Raw genomic sequence first — 20,465 nt, forward strand, 5'->3', positions numbered from 1 at the left:
TTGTCGGAGCCCGTCGTTAGGGTTCCGGCCATGATCAGCTGTTCGTGGCGGGCGTGCCCGGCCGTGACCTGTGAGGTGCCGGTGTGAATCCCTGGCAGGAGGTCCTCGAGCGCATCGAGGCGCGAGACGACGACGGCCTGGCGACGTTCCTCGACGGGCTGAACGACCTGGGCCGGCGGGCGGTCGCACTGCAGCTCCCCGGCCACCTGAGCGAGGAGTTACGCGGCGGGGTCCGGATCCGCTGGGAGATCGAGGAGCTGGCGCCCGGGTACCGCATGGCCGGAGCTGCCTGCTTCGCCGGCGCGCAGCAGGTGGCGACCTGGCTCAACCGCAGAGAGCTGCGCCGCGTGCGCGAGCCCGAGCGTGACGCCGAGCGCATCGTGTCCCTGCTGCGGCGCCGTCCTCTGGAATGGCGGCGCGACCTCGCCGTCCGGCTCGCCGACCGGCTGAGGCCGCCGGCCGGCCGGACGTGGCGGCGCATGGGGGGCGTGCCCAACTGGCACCTGGCCGCCGCGCTGATCCCCGAGACGGGCGTCGAGCCACCCGACGGCGACGCGTTCGTCGTCGGTTGGCTCTGGCGGGTGGCGTTGCGGCGCGACGGGGGTGGCCCGGGTCTCGACGGCGATCCCCTGCTCGGCTCGATGTTGCCGCGCCTGTTCCAGTCGCAGGGCGTGGGCGAGCCGCTGCTCCTGCGGGAGCGCTGGAACGGCGGCGGCCTCGTCGCCGACCTGGCCGGGCTCACCGGCGAGGGCCGGGTGCCGCGCCGTACGGTGCTCGACGGCTGCGCGACCAGGTTCCTCACCGGCGGCTCGGCCGATGAGATCACCCCGTTCGTCCGGCTCTGGCAGCTGCTGCGGCCAGAGCCGGAGGAGATCCCGGTCCTCGACTTCGTCCGGTTGCTGCCGTCCGCCGTCCCGCCGCTGGCCCAGCTCGCGCTGGACGAGCTGCGGCGGGCCGACGGCGCGGGCCTGCTCGACGACGAGCTGTTCGCCGAGGCCGTGGGGTCGCTGGCGTACCGTCCGGAGAAGAAGCTGCTCCAGGCCGCGGTGCAGTGGCTGGCGCGCACACCCGCGCCGAGGAGCGCCGGTGCGGTCGCGGCGCTGGCGCCGCTGTTCGACCTGGACAGCCCCGCGCTGCGTGAGCGCGCGGTGCGGCTCGCGGTCAGGCTCGCCCCGCACGCCGACGACGCCGGTCGCGCCGCGATCCGTGAGGCGGCGAGCCGGCTCTCCGCCGACCTGCGCGAGCGCGTGGCCGCAGGGTACGGCGCCGTCGCCGCGCAGGAGACCGGCCGGCCGGTGGCGGCCGTCCTGTCCGCGCCCGCGCTGCCCGCCCTCCCGAGGCAGCCTGGGTCGCCGGCCGAGCTGGTCGCCGAGATCCGGGCGCTCACCTGGCCGGAGGACCCGTCGCGGTGCGAGCTCCTTCTCGGCAGGCTGGTCGAGCTGGCCCACCACGACCGCGACGGCGTGATCGCGGCGCTGCGGCCGTGGTGGAAGGAGACCCGGCGGCAGGGCGGCCCCTACCACGACGTGTTCGACCGCAGCGCCCAGGAGGCTGGGGTGTCCATCCTGCTGGCCCGCTGCGCGCTGGCGCTCGTGGCGCCCGAGGAGAGCCGGAAGATCGAGACCGGCTCGTACGTCACCTCCCAGGAGTGGCCGCCGCAGGCGTTCGTCCGGCGCCGCTACGAGGAGGTGATCGCCCTCCTCGAACGCGGGGAGACGACACCCGTGCTGCTCGCCACGCCGACCTCGCCCACCGGCCACGTCGACGCCGGGACGCTGGTGGAGCGGATGGAGCTGCTGGGCGAAACAGAACCGCTGGAGACCGACTTCCGGCAGGCGCTGCTGCGGCTGCCCCGGCAGTTCGATCGCGAGCTGCTCGTCCGGGCGAAGCAGCTGCCGTCGCGGGCGGGCCGTGAGCTGGCCGCCTGGATGCGTGACGGCGGGTGGCCCGACCCCGACGCCGACTGCCGGCTGCGGGAGGTCGAGCCGAGCCACGACGCGGGGTGCCGCGGGCTGCGGTGCGATGGCGTGTCCGTGCTGCGGTGCGATGCCGTGTCCGACGAGAGGTCCTACGTGCTGCGGGTCGAGGTCGTGCCGCCCGAGGGCCTGCCCGCGTGGCTTGCGGAGCTGTGGACGGCCGAGCCGCAGGTGCCCTATCTGTCCCACCCGGGTAACGCCCTGTGGTGGCCGTGGGTCCTGCCGTCGCACCGGGAGATCGTGGCCACCTGGCTCGTACGCTGCCGGCCCTGGCTGGCCCGCTCCTACGACTTCACCCCGGAGGCGCTGGCGACGCTGGCCCATGGCGACGGTCCTGTGGGGGCCGCCACGGCGTTCACGCTCGCCGGCGGGCTGGCCCGCCGCCGCGACGCGCAGCGCGCGCAGGCGGCCGACGCGGCGCTCACGCTGGCGGCGTGCGGGCAGTTCCCGGCCGCCGAGCTCGGCTGGGTACTCGCCGACCTGATCCGGCACGAGTATGTCCCGCTCAAGGCGATCACCGACGCGCTCGGCGACCTGGCGGCGGCCGGCGCCCACGCGGAGGTGTGGCGGACCCTCGCCGTCGCGCTTCCTTCCCTGCTGCCCGGCCCGGGTGAGCGGGCGCGCGCCGGACTGGGCGGGCTGCTGGGGGTCGCCGCGCACGCCGCCGAGCTCGCGGGTGCGAAGGGCGAGGTCCCCGGGCTGGCCGAGCTGGCCGCCCGCAAGGGCACGAGCCTCCTCCGCCAGGAGGCCGGACACCTGTACGAGAACATCACCCCATGACGCCGACCGGGCTCCGGTACGACCTCACTCATGATGGCGACCGGGCTCCGGGACGGCCTCACCGGATGAGCCGTCCTCGGGGTGGTGTACCGTTTGCCCGCCCGGACGGGAGACGCCCGCGCGAATCCAGGCCGAACCGTCATCAGGTGAGGCGCCGTCGTCCCGTGGGAGGTCCCCATGTCGTCACCCTCCGTCGAGATCGTCACCCGGTTGCGCGCGGCCGGGTGCGTCTTCGCCGAGGACGAGGCCGCGCTGCTCGTCGGCGCCGCCTCCACGTCCGACGGCCTGGCCGCCATGGTCGAGCGGCGCGCCGCCGGTGAGCCCTTGGAGCACGTGGTCGGCTGGGCCGAGTTCTGCGGGTTGCGGGTGGTCGTCGAGCCGGGCGTGTTCGTGCCGCGCCCGCGTACCGCTTTCCTCATCGAGCAGGCCGTCGCGTTGGCGCGGCGGGCCGGCCGCACTCCGGTGCTGCTCGACCTGTGCTGCGGCACGGGCGCGATGGCCGCGGCCATCGCCGCGGAGCTGAGCGGAGTCACGGGTGGGGTCTCGGGCGGAGTCACGGGTGGGGTCTTGGGTGGGGCCTCCGGTGAGGTCTCGGGTGGGGTCGAGGTGCATGCCGCCGACCTCGACCCGGCCGCCGTGCGCTGTGCCCGCCGCAACCTGCCCGGCGGGCACGTCCACGAGGGCGACCTGTACGAGGCGCTGCCCCGCGACCTGCGCGGCCGGGTGGACCTCCTCGTCGTCAGCCCGCCGTACGTGCCGTCGGCGTCGATCGGGCTGCTGCCCCCTGAGGCGCGGCTGCACGAGCCGATGGTGGCGCTCGACGGAGGCGGCGACGGCCTCGACGTCGCACGACGGGTGATCGAGGGCGCGCCCGGCTGGCTCGCCCCCGGCGGTCACCTGCTGGTCGAGACGAGTGAACGGCAGGCGCAGGCCGCCGCCGACGCCATGACCCGCGCCGGGCTCGCCGCCCGGGTCACCGGCTCGGACGAACTCGACGCCACCGCGGTCATCGGCACGGCGCGCGCCTGACGTTTTCGCGGGCGCGCTCAGGAATTCGCCCTTTTTGCAGTACGGCTCGCTGGTGTTCTCGTTCGTGGACTTTCCCGGGAGGGCCGCGCTTTCATGTGCTCCGTCAATTTCCCGAGACGGAGGAACGAATGGCTCGTACGCGCACATTCCTGCACATCGCCGTCGCATGCTCGGTGGCGGTCGCCCTCGCCCCACCCGCGGCGGCCGCCCCCCGGAGCGAGCCGCTGCGGATCACCCGCTTCCTCGGCGAGCAGCGCATCCCCCACCTGACCAGGTTCGCGGGCACGGTCGTCGGCGGGCTGTCGGGGATCGACCGCGACCCCCGCAGCGGCACCTGGTACTTCGTCTCCGACGACCGCAACCGCTACAACCCCGCCCGCTTCTACACCGGCCGCCTCGACTTCAACCGCGCGACGGGCGCCTTCACCGGCGTACGCGTCACCGGCGTCACGACCCTCACCCGCGCCGACGGCACGCCGTACCCCGGGTACGGACTGCCCGGCTCGGCCGACCCCGAGTCGATCAGGTACGACCGATGGAGCGGACGGCTGCTGTGGGGCGACGAAGGAGACCGCCCGGACGCCGCGAACCCCGCCATTCCGATTTCCCAGGCCGCCGTCCGCGGCATGGACCTTCAAGGACGGCATGTTCGTACATTTCCGCTGCCGTCGAATTTGCGGCTGACGAATACGGAAAGCGGGCCGCGGCGCAATGTCGGATTCGAGGGGCTCGCCGTCACCGCCCGGTCCATCACCGCCGTGACCGAAGGCCCGCGCTACGAGGACGGCCCCGTCCCGACCGCCGAGGCGGGCGCGGTGGCCCGGCTGACCGTCTGGCGGCGCGAGGGCCAGGTGCGCGGTCAGTACGCCTACCCGCTCGACCCGCTGCCCGCCGCGCCCATCCCGCCGACCGGACATGCCGACAGCGGCGTGTCGGAGCTCCTCGCCATCGACGAGCACCGCTACCTGGCGCTGGAACGTTCCTGGATCGAAGGCGTGAACTACCGCGTGAAGCTGTACGAGATCGACCTGCGCAGCGCGACGAACATCCTCGCCAGGCACTCCCTGGACCACGGCGCGGCCTACCGTCCGGTCACCAAGCGCCTCGTCAGCGACCTCGGCGAGTTCCGTCCTCCGGTGCAGAACCTGGAGGGCATGGCGTGGGGGCCGCGCCTGGCCACGGGCGAGTGCACGCTCGTGATCGGCGCCGACGACAACTTCGACGCGCGGGAGACGACGCAGTTCATGGCCTTCGGCGTACGCGGCTGCCGCTGAGCGCGGTCACCGCGCCACGGACGCGGCGTCGGTGGTCCTCAGACGCCGTGGATGCGGCGGCCGGTGATCTGGTGGGGGGCGATGCGGACGTAGAGCCGGCGCTCGCCGCCCGCCCACGGCGTCACGTCCGCGCCGGCCAGCTCCTCGGCCTCCTCGGGCGGCACGTGGTGCGCCGGGCCGTGCACCATGACGCTCCACCCCTCCCGCCGGGCCTCGTCGAGCCGATCGACCTCGAACCCGATCTTGATGTCGACGCCCTCCGACCCGCTCCGCAGTTCGGTGTCCATCGGGCCGCCCGCGGCGGTGCGGAAGACGATGTTGCCTTCGTGCATCGTGTAGTTGACCGGCAGTACGGTCGGCCCCAGCGGGCCGTCGAACGCCACCCGTCCGATGCCGCCCGGCGCGATCAGCCGCAGGCACTCGTCCTCCTCCAGCCGCTCCAGCGTCGGGTGCGCCATCGCAGGGCCGCGCCCCGGCGGCCGGTCGTGGCCGGCGCCCAGCAGCTCGGACACGGTGGTACGAAGGGCGTCGGCCAGCCGGTAGAGGGTCCCCGTGTCGGGGTTGTCGGCGTTCTCCTCCAGGTACGTCAGATAGCCCGGCGACAGGTTCGCGTGCTCGGCGACCTGCTCGCGGGTCATGCCGAGACGCTTGCGGTGGTGGATGATGCGCCGCCCGAGATCACCGGTGCCAGGCATGATCGGTTCCCCTCGTGTGCAGGTACGTCGCGGGACGCCGTTGATCCGGGCCTCGCGATGGTCGGCGTCGATGAACAGCCGGCGTCCCCGGTAGTGGATCGGCAGCGACAGCAGGCCGAGCCGGTCGGGCACGTCCGGATCCAGGAACAGCCCCTCTGGACGCAGCTCCAGCCCGAGGTAGCAGCGCTGCAACAGGTCGAGCGAGCCGCCCATGGCGCCCAGGTGGATGCCCTCGGCGGTGGTGCCGCCCTGGACGTCCTCGACGTCGCCGGCCAGGGCCTCGGTGAGGAACCGCCACGACCGGGGACGGTTGGAGCGGCTCAGCACCCACGCGTGCACGACGGCGCTCAGCGTCGAACCGTGGCTGGTGCGTTCCAGGTAGTACGCGATCGTCCGGGGGATCAGGCCGGGCGCGACCGGGTAGCCGAGCCGTTCGAGCAGCGCGACCAGCTCGCCCCCGGACAGCAGGTAGCACAGCATGAGCGTGTCGGCCTGCTTGGACGCCTTGTAACGGTTGACGTCGTCGCCCTCGGCCTCGAGGGCGCGGTCGAGGCGGCGCACGCCGCGGTAGCGGTCCCAGTCGAGCTCCAGCAGGTCGGCGTACCCGGTGAACTGGCTGATGACGCCGTCGTGGAAGTCGACCCGCAGGCGGCGGCTGACGTCGTCCCAGTGCGTCAGCTCGTCCGGGGGAGGGGCGAGGTGCGGGACGAGCCGCGCGGTGTCGAGAGCGCGCAGCATGAGCCACGCCGTCATGACGTTGGTGTAGGCGTTGTTGGCCAGCCCGGGTTCGGCCGCCCCCGGGTAGGCGTCGTGGTACTCGTCCGGGCCCATGACCCCGCGGATCTCGTAGCGGCCGGCCACGGGCTCGGCCAGCGAGGCGAAGAAGCGCGCGATGTCGAGCAGCAGCTCGGCGCACCACGTCGGCAGGGAGCCGGTGGCCAGGTGGTGCTGCCAGACGTTGTAGGCGACGGCCAGGCCGACGTGCCGCTGCAGCCGCGAGTTGTCGGGCACCCAGCGTCCCGACATCGGGTTGAGGTGCAGCGTCTGGGTCTCCTCGCGGCCGTCGCTGCCGCTCTGCCACGGGAACATCGCGCCCGCGTACCCGGCCTGCGCGGCGGCGTCCCTGGCCTCGGGCAGCCGCCGCCACCGGTAGCGCAGCAGCCCGCGCGCGATCTCGGGGAAGCGCAGGTCGAGCCAGGGCAGCACGAACAGCTCGTCCCAGAACACATGCCCCCGGTACGCCTCCCCGTGCAGGCCGCGCGCGGGCACCCCGACGTCGAGGTCGGCGGTGTGCGGCGACAGCGTCTGCAGCAGGTGGAAGACGTGCAGGTGGACGAGCCGCGACAGCTCGGGGCCGTCCACGTCGAGACGGGCCTGCCGCCACAGCCGTTCCCAGGCGGCCTCGTGGCGGGCCAGCAGCTCGCCGAAGCCCGGCGCGCGGCGTACGTGGCGCAGCGCCGACGAGCGGGCGTCGTGGCTGGCCGGGTCGCGCGACGACGTCAGCGACACGACCTTCGTCAGCCGGGCGGGCTCGCCCGCGGCCAGGTCGAGCACGTGGTCGGAGTCGACGTGGCCGAGGCCGAGCGCCGGACGGGAAGGCGGCGCGTCACCGTCGACGCGGGCGGCCAGGGCCACCGTCACGTGCGAGGCGCGGGTGGCCGCGGTCAGCCAGGCGAGGTCGTTCTCCGAGCCGGTCGCGTGCCCGGTGAGGTGGTCGCCGCGCAGCGCCCGGTAGCGGACCACGCCGCGGTTCGTCACCCGCCCCTCCAGCCGGGCGCGTACGCGCAGCGGCCCCGACCAGTTCTCGGCGGTGAACGCGGTCTCCATGGCGGCCACGTACGGGTCGGCCATCGACACCAGGCGGCGCTGCCGTACGTGCGTGACCCGGCCCTCGGCGTCGCGCCAGCGCAGCTCCCGCAGCAGCAGGCCGCGCCGCATGTCGAGCTCGTGCCGGTAGAGCGGCAGCTCGGCCCGGTCGGGGCTGAACCACTCGGAACCGGGCGTCGCGAACGTCAGCGGCAGCCAGTCGGGCAGGTTGACGATGTCCTCGTTGGTCACGGTGTGCCCGGCGACCACCGAGTCCAGCCGGTCGTAGCAGCCGGCCAGGTAGGTGCCCGGCGTGCGCGGCCCGCCGTCGGGGGTGGCGCCCCGCGTGGCGAAGCGGCCGTTGCCCAGCGTGCACAGCGCCTCCCGCAGCTCCTCGCCCTCCGGGTGGAAGCCATCGTAGGCCAGCGTCCAGGCGCTCATCGCCGGCCCACGGGCACCCGTCCGGTCACGTCGGCGTCGGCCAGGTCGGTGACGATCGCGCTCGCGCCCGCGGCCAGCAGCGCGGCGGTGCGCCGGCCGGTGCGGTCGACCGCGACCACCAGCCCGAAGTCGCCCCTGCGGGCGGCCTCGACGCCGGGCAGGGCGTCCTCCACGACACCGATCTCCTCGACAGGCAGTTCCAGCCGGCGCGCGGCCTCCAGGAACAGCGCAGGGTCCGGCTTGCCCGGCAGGCCGAGCGCGGCCAGGTCGTTGCCGTCGACGAGCACGTCGAACAGGTGCTGCAGCCCGGACGGCGCCACGACGGCCCTGCCGTGCCGGCTCGCCGACACCGCGCCGGTGCGGCAGCCGCGTCGCCGCAGCTCGTGCAGCAGGGCGACGGTGGACGGGAACGGCGCCGCGCCGTGCTTGGCGATCTCCTCGCGGAACAACGCGTCCTTGGCTCGGGCCAGGCCGTGCACCGTCGGCGCTCCCGGCTCGTCGTCCGGGGTGCCCTCGGGCAGCGAGATGCCGCGCGAGGCGAGGAACGTCCGCACGCCGTCGAGGCGCGGGCGGCCGTCCACGTACGCGAGGTAGTCGTCGGGCAGGGTGAACGGCTCGGACCTGCCGCGCAGGTAGCCGTCGAAGACGTGCTTCCACGCGGCGGCGTGCACCTTGGCGGTGTCGGTGACCACTCCGTCGATGTCGAAGAGGACGGCACGCAGGCGGGTGAGGTCGAATATGGACATATGGGACGCATACCCCACCAGCGGTCCTCCAGCCCTGCCGTGGGGCTAGGACGTCAGGACGTCGATGTTGCTGGCCGCCCAGATCAGGAACGCGCCGACGAGGCCCACCTTCACGAGCGTGAAGAAGCCGCCCCGGAAGTCTTTGCGGATGCCGGGCAACGACGCCCTCGCCCCCTGCAGATCGGCGATGGCCTTGCGCCATCGGCCGTACAGGTCGATCGTCCGCTGGAGACGTCGCCCCACGAAAATGAAGGCGATCGCGACGACGATCAAAAGTATGACGCCCCGGTCTTCGCTCACGACCAAACCGTAGACCGAGCATGACCGCACGCCAAGGGGTCAGCGCATTCAGGCGGCGGCAAGACGCTACAAGACGGGACAATCCGCCGCCCCGCTGTCCGTACTCCACGTTCCCCGGGTACGTCTTCCTCGTCAAGCCGTGCGGGACCCCGCCCCCAGGAGGTTGCCGGATGAGGTCGTTCACCGAGCGGGCGCTGCCGCTGCTGACCGCCGTCGGCTTGGGGGTGCTCGGGCCGGCCCTCGCGGGCTGCGGCGGCACGAGTGCGCCACCCGCCACCGCCACCACCACGCCGTCCTCACCCGCAGCCACCTCGGAGCCCACGAGGGAGGGCGGCGAGGAGGGCCCCGAGGAGGGCCCCGAGGAGGGCGCGGGGGAGGGCACGCCCGGTGGTGGGTCGCCGGCCCCCGCCACGAGCGGCGCCCGGCCCGACCCGGACGAGGGACAGGACCACCTCGTCGCCGGTCACTACCAGCCGCTGTGGCCGTTCGCCGATTCCCAGCAGGTCACGGCCTGGCAGCGCGCCCACCGCGCGAACGGCACCGGCGCCTGGCACCTCGACGCCCGCCGCACCGCCCTCGCCTTCACCCGCGACCACCTCGGCTTCACCGAGATCGACCAGGCCGTCAAAACGGTCGTCGACGGCCGGCACGCCCGCGTCCACGTCGGGTACCGCAGCGAGGAGGCCGGTCGCCCGCTCGTGGCCGCCGTCGTCCACCTCGTACGGTACGGCCGGGGCGCGGACGCCCCGTGGGAGGTCGTCGGCACCGACGACACCACCTTCACCCTCACCCGCCCCGCGTACGGGGCGACCGCCGGCTCCCCGCTGACCGTGGGCGGTCGCATCACCGGTGTGGACGAGAGCATCAGGGTCCGGGTGCTGCGCCCCGGCTCGTCCGCGCCCGTGGGGGAGCGCTGCTGCGCGCCCGCCGGCGGTGAGAACGCGGCGTGGTCGGCCCGGGTCTCCTACAAGGCCGAGCCCGGCAGGACGCTCACCGTCGTGGCCTCGACCGGCGGCCACATCGCGGAGGTCGAACGCTTCGCGGTGACCGGGGTGCGCCCGCCGTCCTGAGGGCAGGTCAGCGGCCGAGGACGCGGTCGACGATGTCGCGGACGCTCGCGACGACCTGCTCCTTGTCGTACGGAGCCGTACCGGAGATCATGTCGTGCAGCGCGCCGTGCACCCCGTGATAGGCGACGCGGGCGAAGACCGCTGCGGACCCAGGCCGCAGCGCCCCGGCGGCCATCCCGCGCTCGATCGCCTCGGCGAGCAGCGCGATGACCCGCCGGTTCGTCTCCGCGCAGAGGGCGAGGGCCTTGGCGTCGGCGGAGCCGTAGACGACGCGGTGCAGGTCGGCGTGCTCCACGGCATGGTCGATCAGCCGCTCCAGCAGCGCGGTGAGCACGTCGATCAGTCGAACACGACCAGCACCTGTTCGAAGAGCAGATCATCGACCTGCTGGACGCGCTCGGCATCGACCGCCGGGTGACGGTCGTCGCCCTCGCGTTCGGCGGCCCGATCGCGGCCGAGTTCACCGTGCATCACCCCGAGCGGGTCTCCCGCCTCTGCCTGGTCGACGGCGTGGGTCATCTCCCGCACTTCGAGCGTCCTGACGAGACGGCTGAGATCGTCCTGGACTTTCTGCGGCGGTCCTGACCGCCGGCTGGTCAGTCCGGCGCCTGCTCGCGCAGGCGGTCGGCGAGGCGGCGGACGGCGGTGCGGAGTTCCGGGGGCGACGAGATGGTGAACGGGAAGCCGAGGCCGGCGATCATGGCGGCCATGCCGTCCAGGGACTCGGCGCGCGTGCGCAGCAGGACTCCGTCCGGCGTCTCGGTGAGGGTGGCGACCGACGGCGGGATGCGGCGGGCCGCCTCGGCGAGGGGGACGTGCAGCACCACCTCGACGAGGTGCGCGTACGGCACCTGCGCCAGCGACGCGGTGACCTGCCGCACCGGGTCGGACTCCTCGGGGATCTCGTACGTGGCCGTCCCCGGGACGACGGAGTCGATCCGGTCGACGCGGAAGGTGCGGATGTCGCCGGACCGGTGGTCGTGGCCGGTCACGTACCAGCGGCCGGAGTGGAAGACCAGGCCGTGGCCGTCCACCTCGCGCTCGGTCCGGTCGCCTTTCCATGAGCGGTGGCGCAGGGTGACCCGGCGGCGGTCGCGGATCGCCGCGGCCAGGGCCAGCACGGCCCGGCTCGCGGGCGTCGGCGCCGCGCGTTCGGCGAGCGTGAAGTCGAGGGTCTCCTCCAGCGCGCCGGCCTGCTCCCGCAACGCGGACGGCAGCACCCGCCTGATCTTGGCCAGGGCGGCTTCGGTGGCCGCGGCGGCGAGACCCAGGCGGCGTCCGGCGAGCAGGCCGAGGACCACGGCGGTGGCCTCGTCGTCGGTCAGCATCAACGGCGGCAATCTGTAGCCGGGCGTCAGCCGGTAGCCGCCGTAGCGGCCGCGTTCCGCGGTGACCGGGATGCCGAGTTCGGCGAGCCGGGAGGCGTAGCGGCGGACGGTGCGCTCGTCCACGCCGAGTCGCCGCGCCAGGTCGGGGCCGCCCAGCACGTGGTGCGCCTGGAGGAGCTCCAGCATCGCCAGCATCCTGGTCGCCGGATGAGACATGGGTCACCCTCTCAATCAGGGCGGGTTCTGTCCGCTATCGGCTTTAGCGTAGCCACCTCGACTCACCCGAAAGGACGTTGTGATGGCGAATTACGTGTTGGTCCCCGGCTTCTGGCTCGGCGCCTGGGCCTGGGACGAGGTGGCGAGGGAGCTGCGCGCCGCCGGGCACCAGGTGCGGGCGGTGACCCTGGCGGGGCTGGCGGAGCGGGCCGGCGAACTGTCGCCGGAGGTCGGCGTGGAGACCCATGTCGCCGACATCCTCGCGGCGATGGACGGATGGGACGAGGTCGTCCTGGTGGGACACAGCGGGGCGAGCGTCCCGGTGACCGCGGTGGCCGACCGGCATCCCGAGCGGCTCGCCCGGGTCGTGTACGTCGACACCGCGCCGCTGCCGTCCGGTGTGGCGGTGATCGACTTCAACGACGGCGACACGCAGAAGGCCTGGCGCGCTCAGGTCGGGGACGGCCACGCGCTCGACGTGCCCTCCTTCGCGCCGGAGGAGGGGAGGTTCGCGGACCTCACCGAGGAGCGGTGGGAGGAGATCCGCGCGAAGGCGACGCCGCAGCCGTGGGGTGCGGCCACCCAGGCGGTGGAACGGCCTGACCGGATCCCGGACACCCCGAAGACCATGGTCGCCTCGACCATGCCGGTCGCATTGATCCGACAGCTGATCGCCTCGGGGAACCCGGCGTTCGCCCCGCTCGGCACCCCCGAGTGGACCTTCGCCGAACTGCCGACCGGCCACTGGCCGATGTTCACGCGCCCAGCGGAACTCGCCGCACTGCTCTGACGTCGCCGCGTCGGGTGCGCCGCTGTGACGCCGCGCTGCTTTGACGCCGCTCCGGCGGGCGGCCGGTGCTGGTGCCCAAACGGGCCGGCCGGGTCTCCGGCGGCCTGGACGACATGGTCATCAGCCTGTACGCGCACGGCATGAGCGTGCGCGACATCCAGCACCACCTGCTGCAGATCTACGACACCCAACTGTCGCACGAGCAGGTCTCCCGCATCACCGATCAGGTGCTGGAGGAGGTCAAGGCCTGGCAGTCACGTCCGCTGGAGGCGCGCTACCCGGTGGTGTTCCTGGACGCCATCGCGGTCAAGGTCAGAGATAACCACACCGTGCAGGCCAAGCCCGCCTACGTCGCGATCGGCGTCGACACCGACGGAGACAAGCACGTCCTGGGCATCTGGCTGGCCAAAATCCCGCTCGATGCCGCCACCGCCGGCGAGTCGGCCCGGTTCTGGGGCGCGGCGATGACCGACCTGCGCAACCGGGGCGTGCGCGACATCCTCATCGCCTGCACCGATGGCCTGCCCGGCTTTGAAGACGCCATCCACGCGGCGTTCCCGCACACCACGGTTCAGCGCTGCGTGGTGCACCTGGTGCGCAATGCGCTACGGCCTGTGGCCCGCCGCGACCGCACCGAGGTCGCCGCCGAACTACGCAAGATTCACACCGCGCCCACCATCGAAGCCGCCTTCGACGCCCTGGCCGACTTCACCGCCTCGCCCTGAGGCGCCAAATATCCGCAGGCCGGCAAGGTGTTCGAGAACGCCTGGGACACCTTCACCCCGTTCTTCGCCTTCTCCCCGGCGGTTGCCCACATAGGCCCAGAACCCACATTGAGTGGATCTTGAGTGAGCTCGTGTTGATCGGCGGGGGTTCCGCTGTACCCGGTCTGCTGCCGCGCGGCCGAGGCGATCCGCCTGCGGTAGCTCCGCGTTCAGGCGCTCCCCGGGCCTTGACGGGGCCTGGCCGGTCACATCGCGGCGGTCTGCTGGTCGTGGTCGCGCAGCATGCGTAGGACGGTCGCCGCCGAGGGGTGACAGCCCTTCTTCTTTCCGCTGGTGATAACGAGCCGGGCAGCGACGTCGCGCAGGCTGAGATCCTGGGCGCGCAGGTGCAGGGTCATGGACAGCATGTTCTCGTCGGTGACGGCGGCGCCGCCGATGGCCTTGCCGCGGGCGCGGGCGGATTCGTGGCCTTCCAGAGTGCGGTCGCGAATGTACTCGCGCTCCATCCCGGACAGCGCCGCCAGCACGGTGAACACCACGCCCGAGGGGTCGTGGGAGCCCTGCAGCTCTCCGGTGAGGAACTCCAGCCCGATGCCGGCGGCGCGCAGCTGCTCGGCCAGGGCGGCCAGGTCCAGGCCGCGGCCGAGCCGCTTGTGCTCGTGCACCACGAGGGTGACCGCCACGCGCGCAGCTCCCGGGCCAGCGTGACGGCCTTATAGAGCTCGGGACGCGTGGTGGCGCGGGTGGAGATCTTCTCGGCGAAGACACGGGTGACGCCGGCGGCGGTTAGCGCGTCGAGCTGGGTGTCCAGGGATTGGCGGACGGTGGAGCCACGGGCGTAGCCGATCCGCGCGTGCCCGGTCGGCTCGGCGTAGGCCGCGAAGTGGAGTGGGAGAAGCAATTCCTGGCTCGGCCAGGACGAGATTGAACGGCTAGTACTCCAGTGACACTTTGCGATCACGGCTGGGATCTGCGCTGGTAGTGGCAGCGTCGGGCTGTGGCCTGGTGTCTGGGGCGGCGCGCAGGCGCGGGTCCTGGCCGTCCTCATCGCCGCTCTCCCAGCAGGACGGCACGCCGGTGTCCAGGCAGGTAGAGCGGATGCCGGGACCCTCGCTGAGAACGCCGTGCACGCATCGGCATCGTTATGGTTTAGCCGCGCTCAACGTTGACTCTGCTTCCCTCGGCGTCGAACACCTCGCGATCTCCCAGGGGACGCTGGAGAACGACCTCTATGTCTTGCGGAGTGGTCGTCCCGAACCCACGATTGCGCGACTCCCAGAAGGCGAGCGTCACGGGGCACACGTCACGCAGCACGATCTTCACGTCGATTCGATCTGGTGACTCGTCGGCCTTCGCAGAAGCCACCGCGGTGCAGAGCTTCCCGTCCTTGCCCGCGTCGCCGAAAACCGTCACGATCAGCGTCTTGGATTCGGGCGAGGCCCGGAGTTGATGAATGGTGGCCACGAAATCGGGCTGCCGGTACTCGGCGCAGGCGGCGAGCAGCAGGGCCAGAGCCGTCGCGATCAGCGCCTGCCGCGTTCCGGTCCTGCTGCTTCTCATATCGCCTAGTACTCCGGTGACCACTTCGCGATCTTGCTGGTCGTGTCGCATGAAGACGGCCACCACGTGATCATTCGGAGTTTGTGAAGACATCTGAAGATCGCGTGATGGCCGTGGCCGACACTGTAGACCCTGACGGCTGGATGGTCACCTTTAACGACCTGATGGGCCGGATCGCGGGCCGTTTCGGTCGCGTTGAGCCGCGTCGCACCGCCACCGCCTACGTCCGTGGGCTGCTGTCCGACCTCGGACGCAAGAACTGCTGGAATCTGGCCGAGCATGCCGGATTGAGCGGCCCGCAGGCCATGCAACGCCTGCTGCGCACCGCATGCTGGGACGCCGATGCCGTACGCGATGACGTACGCGGTTATGTCGCCGAGCAACTCGGCGAGGACGGGGTGCTGATCGTCGACGAGACAGGCTTTCTGAAGAAAGGCAGTCGCTCGGCGGGGGTCCAGCGGCAATACACCGGCACCGCGGGGCGAATCGAAAACAGCCAGGTCGGCGTGTTCCTAGCCTACGCCACAGCACGGGGACGGGCGCTGGTGGACCGGCGGCTCTACCTGCCCGAGCACTCCTGGCTGGCCGATCCCGCCCGATGCGCCCAGGCCGGAGTGCCCGAAGAAGCCGCCTTCGCCACCAAGCCCGCCCTCGCCGCTGAGATGATTGCCGCCGCGCTGGACACGGGGCTGTCGGCACGCTGGGTGAGCGGCGATGAGGTCTACGGCCAAGACCCGCGTCTGCGCGCTCTTCTGGAACGGCGGCGGGTCGGCTACGTGCTGGCGATCGCAGGCAACCGGCGAGTGAACCTGGCGGGGCTGGACCGCAGCGCGGCCGGCGTCGCCGCCGGCGTGGCCGATCGGCACTGGCACCGCTATCGCGCCGGTCAGGGTGCCAAAGGCCCGCGCTGGTACGCCTGGGCCTGGGCCCGCATCGACGAACCCGACCCCGAGTGCGAGGGATACCGGTGGCTGCTGATCCGTCGCAACCTGATCAGCGGCGAGCTGGCCTTCTACCGCTGCTACGCACCCACACCGATGCCGCTCATGGCCCTGGTGAAGATCGCCGGCATCCGGTGGGCGGTGGAGGAATCCTTTCAAGCCGCCAAAGGCCAGGTCGGACTGGACCACTATCAGGTGCGTGGCTGGCGGGCCTGGTATCGGCACGTCACCCTGGCCATGCTCGCCCTGCCCTTCCTCGCCACCCTGGCCGCGCTCCAGCACGCCAGCGACGAGGAGCACATTGCGCTGACGATGCCCGAGATCCGCCGGGTTGCTGGCCAGCCTCGTTCTGAGCCGCTATCGCACTACCCGGCAGGTCCTGCACTGGTCACAATGGCGCCGCCGCCATCAAGCCACCGCCCGCCGCTGCCACTACCAGCGCAGATCACAGCCGTGATCGCGAAATGTCACTGGAGTACTAGGCTGGAAAGTGATGCCGACCCGTCGGCCAGCCCAACTTCTGGTTCGCCAAGGAAAAGGTCCAGACCACATACATGGAAAACTGGACCCCAGAAATGACGGACATGGCACTGGCAGACGCCTGGGTGTTGGCCGGCGGGCTGGACTCCTGGAAAGCGATGGAACGAGCCCTTGCGACAAAACCCCAACGACCCAAGACTCGCCGGCTTCAAGCTGCCAGGGACGGAAAGCAATTCCCCTATGATTCCTGCGGCGAAAAAACCGATTCTCGCTTTGTGTATTACGACGAATATAGCAGCATTACCAAGCACTATAAGGCCATTAGGTCAGCCGCTAAGACACACAAAATTAGCGAAATGTTCTTGCAGCACTGATCCTGTTCGAGAGCAAGGACTGGGAACTGCAGCCTGGGAGAGCTGGAGGCTATGCAGCCGTATTAAAAGAGCAAATCGTGAATTTTGACATAAAGGGAGGATGGGGAGCCTCTATAGGCGTTACCCGGCTCGAGGCATACAAGGCTCGCTGGATGCTGATGATGCATTACGGCAAGGAGAAGTGGGAGAATGCCACTCTTGGTGAAGTTATCGATCAGCTGTTGGATCCGTCGCGAGCTATACGCCTGACTGCCGCATATTTAGCATATCTGAAGAAGACAATTAACATATGATTCGGACGGCGGCGGCCATCAAAGGCATCTTAGCGACTTCGAGGCCGCGCTGGCCTACTGTGGGTGCTCAGGAGTAACCGTTGAAAATCCTGCTACCGCGTCTCTCAGGGATCTACAGTATGGTAACTTCCAGACATGGATGGAGACGGGCACGCTGCCGCGAAAGGACCCATCTGGGGCTTATGGACGCCAAAAGGAAATCGCACAGTACATATCGACCGGCGTAGCGAAAGAATACCGGAAATGTATCACAGTGAGATTAGAAAAGGGCACGTGCCCTTAAAGGTGCGCCGCAATGGAGCCCTGACTCACGGCCCAGGGCTCCGAGAGGTGCGGCCAGGTCGGTTACTGCAGACAGTAATAAGCTTCTTCTTCGTTGCTCTAATTAGCGGAGGGTGCGGGTGGCTTCGAGGGCCAATACAAGCTGATCCTTCTGCGCTCAACGAGGTGCGCAAAATCGGTACAGTTGAGGGCGAAAGCGCGATACAAAGTAATGTTGATGGATGGACCCAAGTTACAAATTACTTCGTAATCGAAGTTGACGATACGAACAGCCAGAATTCCCTTAATGAAGCCGTCAAAATCCTACAAGCAAAAGAGTGGTCGATAGTGGCCGAAAATAGACCAGTAAGAGTGCTGATGAAATCCAATAAATGGCACGAGGTGCACTTATCGGTCACCCCCTTCAGGTCCATATATCTGAATAACGTTCCAGAGCTCTTGACAGTTTTGGATGACAATACGACCAAGATGGAAAGTTCCGTCATAGTCGACGTATACAAGATTGTATAAGCTGCTCTGACGCGCGTCGCTGTGTTGTCCCGGGAGATGCTTGACACCTCTGTCCCAGGACATGTTTGACGGGTGCCGTTGTCGGCCGATCTTTCGTGCGTCGTTTGCGGGCGTCGCGCGTCTGGAGGCCGGGATTGGCCCCTGGTGGATATGTCTGTTGTCGAGCAGCGGTATCGGGCTGTGCTGGCGGTGCTGGCCGGCGGTTCGGTGACCGAGGTCGCCCGGGAGGTGGGGGTGGCGCGGCAGACGTTGTCGAGCTGGGTGTCGCGTTATCGGGAGTCCGGGCTGGGCGGCCTGGTGGACCGTTCGCGGCGGCCGCACTCGTCTCCGTCGCAGATGCCGGCGAAGGTGGAGGTGCTGGTGTGTGAGCTGCGGCGTCAGCATCCGCGGTGGGGCCCGGTCCGCCTGGCGCATGAAGCCGGGCGACGCGGTATCGATCCGCCGCCGTCGCGGATGGGCGTGTATCGGGCGCTGAAGCGTCACGGCCTGATCGAGCCGGGTGCGGGACGGCGCAGGAAGGTCTTCCGTCGCTGGCAGCGTGAGGCGCCGATGGAGTTATGGCAGCTGGACATCGTCGGCGGCGTGCTTCTGGCGGACGGGCGTGAGGTCAAGGTGGTAACCGGTGTTGACGACCACTCGCGTTTCTGTGTGATCGCCAAGGCGGTGGTGCGGGCGACCGGTCGGGCGGTATGTCTGGCCTTCACCGAGGCGCTGCGCGCGTTCGGGGCGCCGGGTGAGGTGCTGACCGATAACGGCAAGCAGTTCACCGCGCGGTTCGGTCATGGCGGTGAGGTGTTGTTCGACCGGATCTGTCGGGACAACGCCATCGTGCATCGGCTGACTCAGCCGCGATCACCGACGACGACCGGAAAGGTGGAGCGCTTCCACCAGAGCATGCGCCGCGAACTGCTGGACGGTGCGGGCCCGTTCGAGGACTTGGCCGCCTTCCAGGCAGAGCTGGATGCGTGGGTGGAGCATTACAACACCGCCCGTCCGCACCAGAGCCTGGACATGGCCGTCCCCGCCGACCGCTTCACGCCGGTGAGCCCAGCCGAGCGAGAGCTGCTGCCGCTGCGCCTGCCAGCGATCTTGACCGCCCAGCCGGACCCAGCGCCGGCCATGGACGACGCGCCAGACGATGCGGCGGCCGACGCCGGTGCTGCGGCGCCGGAGCGCCGAAAGAGCAGCAACGAAGGCATGCCGGTGGCCGAACGGCCGATGCGACCGGCGGCATGGTCGGGTGGACCGGTCGAGTTCGACCGGGTGGTGCCGGCCAGCGGCAACCTGGGCGTGGCGGGTAAGCAGTTCTGGCTCGGTCCGGCCCACGCTGGTCAGATGATCACCTTCTGGGCGGACGTGAACGTGATTCATCTGCTGGTCGGTGGGGTGCGGTTGAAGAGCCTGCGCTCGCACCTGTCGACTACCGATCTGGCCCGGCTGTTCGCCGATGGTGGCCGCCCGGCGGGGCCGTCGCCGCTGCCGCAGGCCGAGAACGACGCGGTGGTGGAGGTGGAGCGAACGGTGAACAAGCACGGCGCGGTCAGCCTGGCCGGCCGCTATCTGCTGGCGGCCGAGATTCTGGGCGGGCGCCGGGCCACCGTCCGGATCGAGGAGAAGACGCTGATGTTCCTCGACCCCGACACCCGGCAGCTACTGCGCACCCGTCCGAATCCGCTGATCTGGGCCAAGTGCCTGCAACTGCGCGGCGCCCGCCCCGCCGGGCCGCCGCCGATCCCGCAGCGGTCACCGATCACGGTGCAGCGCCGCGCGAACTCCTTCGGCGTCATCATGGTGGCCCGGCAGACCGTCTCCTTGGGCCGGCTGTATGTCGGCCGGGTCGTCACCGTGCATGTCAGTGACACCACGCTGACCATCGACCTGGACGAGGGCCCGCGTACCGTGCATCGCACCACCGATCTGCCGGTCCGTAATGTCAAAGCTCATCGGCCCCGCAAGGTCGACCATGTTTCCTAGATCACCTGTCGCCCATCTCCTGGGACAGAAACGTCAGGCATCTCATGGGACTAGACACTCTGACGCGCGTCGCGTCAGGCCAGGACACGGAACGGGTTGCCCTCCGGATCGGCCAGCGCCGTCCAGGCGTGCTGGCCCACGTCGGCGAGGACCGTCCAGGAGCGCTGGTCCATGGCTGCGGGCGTCGCGCCGAGTGCCCGCAGGCGGGCCACCTCCGCAGCCCGGTCGTCGTCGGGGTACGGCAGCAGGTCGAGGTGGAGGCGGTTCCTCGCGCTCTTCGGGCCGGGCGTGGTGCGGAGGAACTCGAGATACGGCCCCACGCCGGAGCGGAGCCTCGCGTAGGCGTCGGTCACCTCGTGCGGGGTCCAGCCGACGGTCTCGCCCCAGAACCGGGCCATCGCCCGCGGGTCGGCGCAGTCGACCACCACCGCGGCGATCGGCCCGGTGTCACGGTAGGTCTCCCGGGGCTCCAGCACGCAGAACACGTTGCCCTCCGGGTCGGCCAGCACCGTCCACGGGACGTCGCCCTGGCCCACGTCGGCGGGCGTCGCGCCGAGCTCGATCAGGCGCGCGACCAGCTCCGCCTGGTGGGCCGCCGAGGTGGTGGCGAGGTCGAGGTGCACGCGCCCGCGCACCGCCTCGGGGTCGGGGACGGTGACAACCGCGAGGTGTACGCGGCCGCTCAGTGCCTCAGGGCCGGTGACGCCGTCAGCGTGGACGGCGGCGGCGTCCGGCCGTAGGGGCTCGACGTGGGTCACACCGGGCGCCCCGCTGGAGACGTCCCGGCCGAGTGCCTCCGCCCAGAACGGCCCGAGCGCCGCGCCGTCACGAGCCCTGACGCTCACCTGAACGAGTCGCAGTGCCATGGGGATCAC

At 70.7% G+C, this 20,465-nt stretch carries 15 protein-coding genes and 4 pseudogenes; 10 read left to right on the plus strand and 9 right to left on the minus strand.

Translation table 11 applies throughout. The features are described 5' to 3' along the window. Positions 1–83: 83 nt before the first annotated feature. The 3 genes from BLR04_RS17450 to BLR04_RS17460 all read left to right on the plus strand — a co-directional run bounded on the left by BLR04_RS17450 (position 84) and on the right by BLR04_RS17460 (position 5,059). Positions 84–2,756, plus strand: coding sequence for a hypothetical protein (locus BLR04_RS17450; protein ID WP_090765844.1), 2,673 nt, complete (start codon positions 84–86; stop codon positions 2,754–2,756). Between the two features lie 177 nt (positions 2,757–2,933). Further along, positions 2,934–3,785 (plus strand): putative protein N(5)-glutamine methyltransferase, encoded by an 852-nt coding sequence (locus BLR04_RS17455; RefSeq protein WP_090765847.1) that lies wholly within the window; start codon positions 2,934–2,936, stop codon positions 3,783–3,785. A 128-nt stretch (positions 3,786–3,913) separates the two neighbouring features. Beyond that, a complete protein-coding gene (locus tag BLR04_RS17460; RefSeq protein WP_090765851.1) occupies positions 3,914–5,059 on the plus strand; it encodes an esterase-like activity of phytase family protein in 1,146 nt (381 codons plus the stop codon). A gap of 38 nt (positions 5,060–5,097) precedes the next feature. On the opposite strand, the gene BLR04_RS17465 is transcribed toward BLR04_RS17460, so the two are convergent. From BLR04_RS17465 to BLR04_RS17475, 3 genes are read right to left on the minus strand one after another with little or no spacing between them, the layout of a single operon-like run. Continuing rightward, positions 5,098–8,001, minus strand: a complete 2,904-nt coding sequence (locus BLR04_RS17465) for a pyridoxamine 5'-phosphate oxidase family protein (protein WP_090765853.1) — start codon at positions 7,999–8,001, stop codon at positions 5,098–5,100. Further along, complete coding sequence (locus BLR04_RS17470) at positions 7,998–8,747, minus strand: HAD family hydrolase (protein ID WP_090765856.1); 750 nt, start codon at positions 8,745–8,747, stop codon at positions 7,998–8,000. The genes BLR04_RS17465 and BLR04_RS17470 overlap by 4 nt, the downstream gene beginning before the upstream one ends. Before the next feature lie 45 nt (positions 8,748–8,792). Beyond that, on the minus strand, positions 8,793–9,047 hold the full coding sequence (locus tag BLR04_RS17475; RefSeq protein WP_143022075.1) for a hypothetical protein: 255 nt from the start codon (positions 9,045–9,047) through the stop codon (positions 8,793–8,795). 170 nt (positions 9,048–9,217) lie between these two features. On the opposite strand from BLR04_RS17475, the gene BLR04_RS40675 reads away from it, so the two are divergent. Further along, positions 9,218–10,117, plus strand: coding sequence for a hypothetical protein (locus tag BLR04_RS40675; RefSeq protein WP_090765862.1), 900 nt, complete (start codon positions 9,218–9,220; stop codon positions 10,115–10,117). 7 nt (positions 10,118–10,124) lie between these two features. Here BLR04_RS40675 and BLR04_RS17485 read toward each other — a convergent pair whose 3' ends face one another. After that, positions 10,125–10,451 carry a hypothetical protein gene (locus BLR04_RS17485; protein ID WP_090765865.1) on the minus strand — a complete coding sequence of 109 codons (327 nt, stop codon included), beginning with the start codon at positions 10,449–10,451 and terminating at the stop codon, positions 10,125–10,127. Between the two features lie 80 nt (positions 10,452–10,531). Between BLR04_RS17485 and BLR04_RS42585 the strand changes: the two genes are divergently transcribed. Next, entirely contained in the window at positions 10,532–10,702 is a 171-nt protein-coding gene (locus tag BLR04_RS42585; protein WP_342672280.1) for an alpha/beta fold hydrolase, read from the plus strand. A gap of 11 nt (positions 10,703–10,713) precedes the next feature. Here the strand turns inward: BLR04_RS42585 and BLR04_RS17495 are convergent, their stop codons facing one another. Continuing rightward, positions 10,714–11,661: a helix-turn-helix transcriptional regulator gene (locus BLR04_RS17495; protein WP_090765870.1), complete on the minus strand. Its 948-nt coding sequence runs from the start codon at positions 11,659–11,661 to the stop codon at positions 10,714–10,716. Between the two features lie 82 nt (positions 11,662–11,743). On the opposite strand from BLR04_RS17495, the gene BLR04_RS17500 reads away from it, so the two are divergent. Both BLR04_RS17500 and BLR04_RS17505 read left to right on the plus strand, forming a co-directional pair. Beyond that, entirely contained in the window at positions 11,744–12,451 is a 708-nt protein-coding gene (locus BLR04_RS17500; RefSeq protein WP_090765873.1) for an alpha/beta fold hydrolase, read from the plus strand. A gap of 62 nt (positions 12,452–12,513) precedes the next feature. Beyond that, positions 12,514–13,260, plus strand: a pseudogene (locus BLR04_RS17505) (IS256 family transposase); the annotation flags it as partial. A gap of 161 nt (positions 13,261–13,421) precedes the next feature. Here the strand turns inward: BLR04_RS17505 and BLR04_RS42365 are convergent. The 3 genes and pseudogenes from BLR04_RS42365 to BLR04_RS17515 form a co-directional block, all read right to left on the minus strand. Continuing rightward, positions 13,422–13,859: a recombinase family protein gene (locus BLR04_RS42365; RefSeq protein ID WP_218129023.1), complete on the minus strand. Its 438-nt coding sequence runs from the start codon at positions 13,857–13,859 to the stop codon at positions 13,422–13,424. Between the two features lie 20 nt (positions 13,860–13,879). Then, a pseudogene (locus BLR04_RS42765) lies at positions 13,880–14,224 on the minus strand (recombinase family protein); the annotation flags it as partial. Positions 14,225–14,325: 101 nt separating this feature from the next. Then, complete coding sequence (locus BLR04_RS17515) at positions 14,326–14,799, minus strand: hypothetical protein (protein ID WP_143022076.1); 474 nt, start codon at positions 14,797–14,799, stop codon at positions 14,326–14,328. Between the two features lie 101 nt (positions 14,800–14,900). Between BLR04_RS17515 and BLR04_RS17520 the strand changes: the two are divergent. The 3 genes and pseudogenes from BLR04_RS17520 to BLR04_RS17525 form a co-directional block, all read left to right on the plus strand. Continuing rightward, positions 14,901–16,134: pseudogene (locus BLR04_RS17520) on the plus strand (IS701 family transposase). A 97-nt stretch (positions 16,135–16,231) separates the two neighbouring features. Then, complete coding sequence (locus BLR04_RS39740; RefSeq protein WP_143022077.1) at positions 16,232–16,531, plus strand: hypothetical protein; 300 nt, start codon at positions 16,232–16,234, stop codon at positions 16,529–16,531. A 1,235-nt stretch (positions 16,532–17,766) separates the two neighbouring features. Further along, a pseudogene (locus BLR04_RS17525) lies at positions 17,767–19,140 on the plus strand (IS481 family transposase); the annotation flags it as partial. A gap of 524 nt (positions 19,141–19,664) precedes the next feature. Here BLR04_RS17525 and BLR04_RS17530 read toward each other — a convergent pair. Further along, a complete protein-coding gene (locus BLR04_RS17530) occupies positions 19,665–20,456 on the minus strand; it encodes a VOC family protein (protein ID WP_090765883.1) in 792 nt (263 codons plus the stop codon). Between the last annotated feature and the right edge of the window lie 9 nt (positions 20,457–20,465).

The sequence above is a fragment of the Nonomuraea maritima genome (genome assembly GCF_900100395.1).
GTDB classification, from domain to species: domain Bacteria; phylum Actinomycetota; class Actinomycetes; order Streptosporangiales; family Streptosporangiaceae; genus Nonomuraea; species Nonomuraea maritima.

What these genes read in the sequence shown, in the direction of transcription:
- BLR04_RS17455 (WP_090765847.1), top strand. Translation starts at nt 2,934, where the DNA reads ATGTCGTCACCCTCCGTCGAGATCGTCACCCGGTTGCGCGCGGCCGGG.
- BLR04_RS17460 (WP_090765851.1), top strand. Translation starts at nt 3,914, where the DNA reads ATGGCTCGTACGCGCACATTCCTGCACATCGCCGTCGCATGCTCGGTG.
- BLR04_RS17465 (WP_090765853.1), bottom strand. Translation starts at nt 8,001, where the DNA reads ATGAGCGCCTGGACGCTGGCCTACGATGGCTTCCACCCGGAGGGCGAG.
- BLR04_RS17470 (WP_090765856.1), bottom strand. Translation starts at nt 8,747, where the DNA reads ATGTCCATATTCGACCTCACCCGCCTGCGTGCCGTCCTCTTCGACATC.
- BLR04_RS40675 (WP_090765862.1), top strand. Translation starts at nt 9,218, where the DNA reads ATGAGGTCGTTCACCGAGCGGGCGCTGCCGCTGCTGACCGCCGTCGGC.
- BLR04_RS17495 (WP_090765870.1), bottom strand. Translation starts at nt 11,661, where the DNA reads ATGTCTCATCCGGCGACCAGGATGCTGGCGATGCTGGAGCTCCTCCAG.
- BLR04_RS17500 (WP_090765873.1), top strand. Translation starts at nt 11,744, where the DNA reads ATGGCGAATTACGTGTTGGTCCCCGGCTTCTGGCTCGGCGCCTGGGCC.
- BLR04_RS39740 (WP_143022077.1), top strand. Translation starts at nt 16,232, where the DNA reads ATGGAAAACTGGACCCCAGAAATGACGGACATGGCACTGGCAGACGCC.
- BLR04_RS17530 (WP_090765883.1), bottom strand. Translation starts at nt 20,456, where the DNA reads ATGGCACTGCGACTCGTTCAGGTGAGCGTCAGGGCTCGTGACGGCGCG.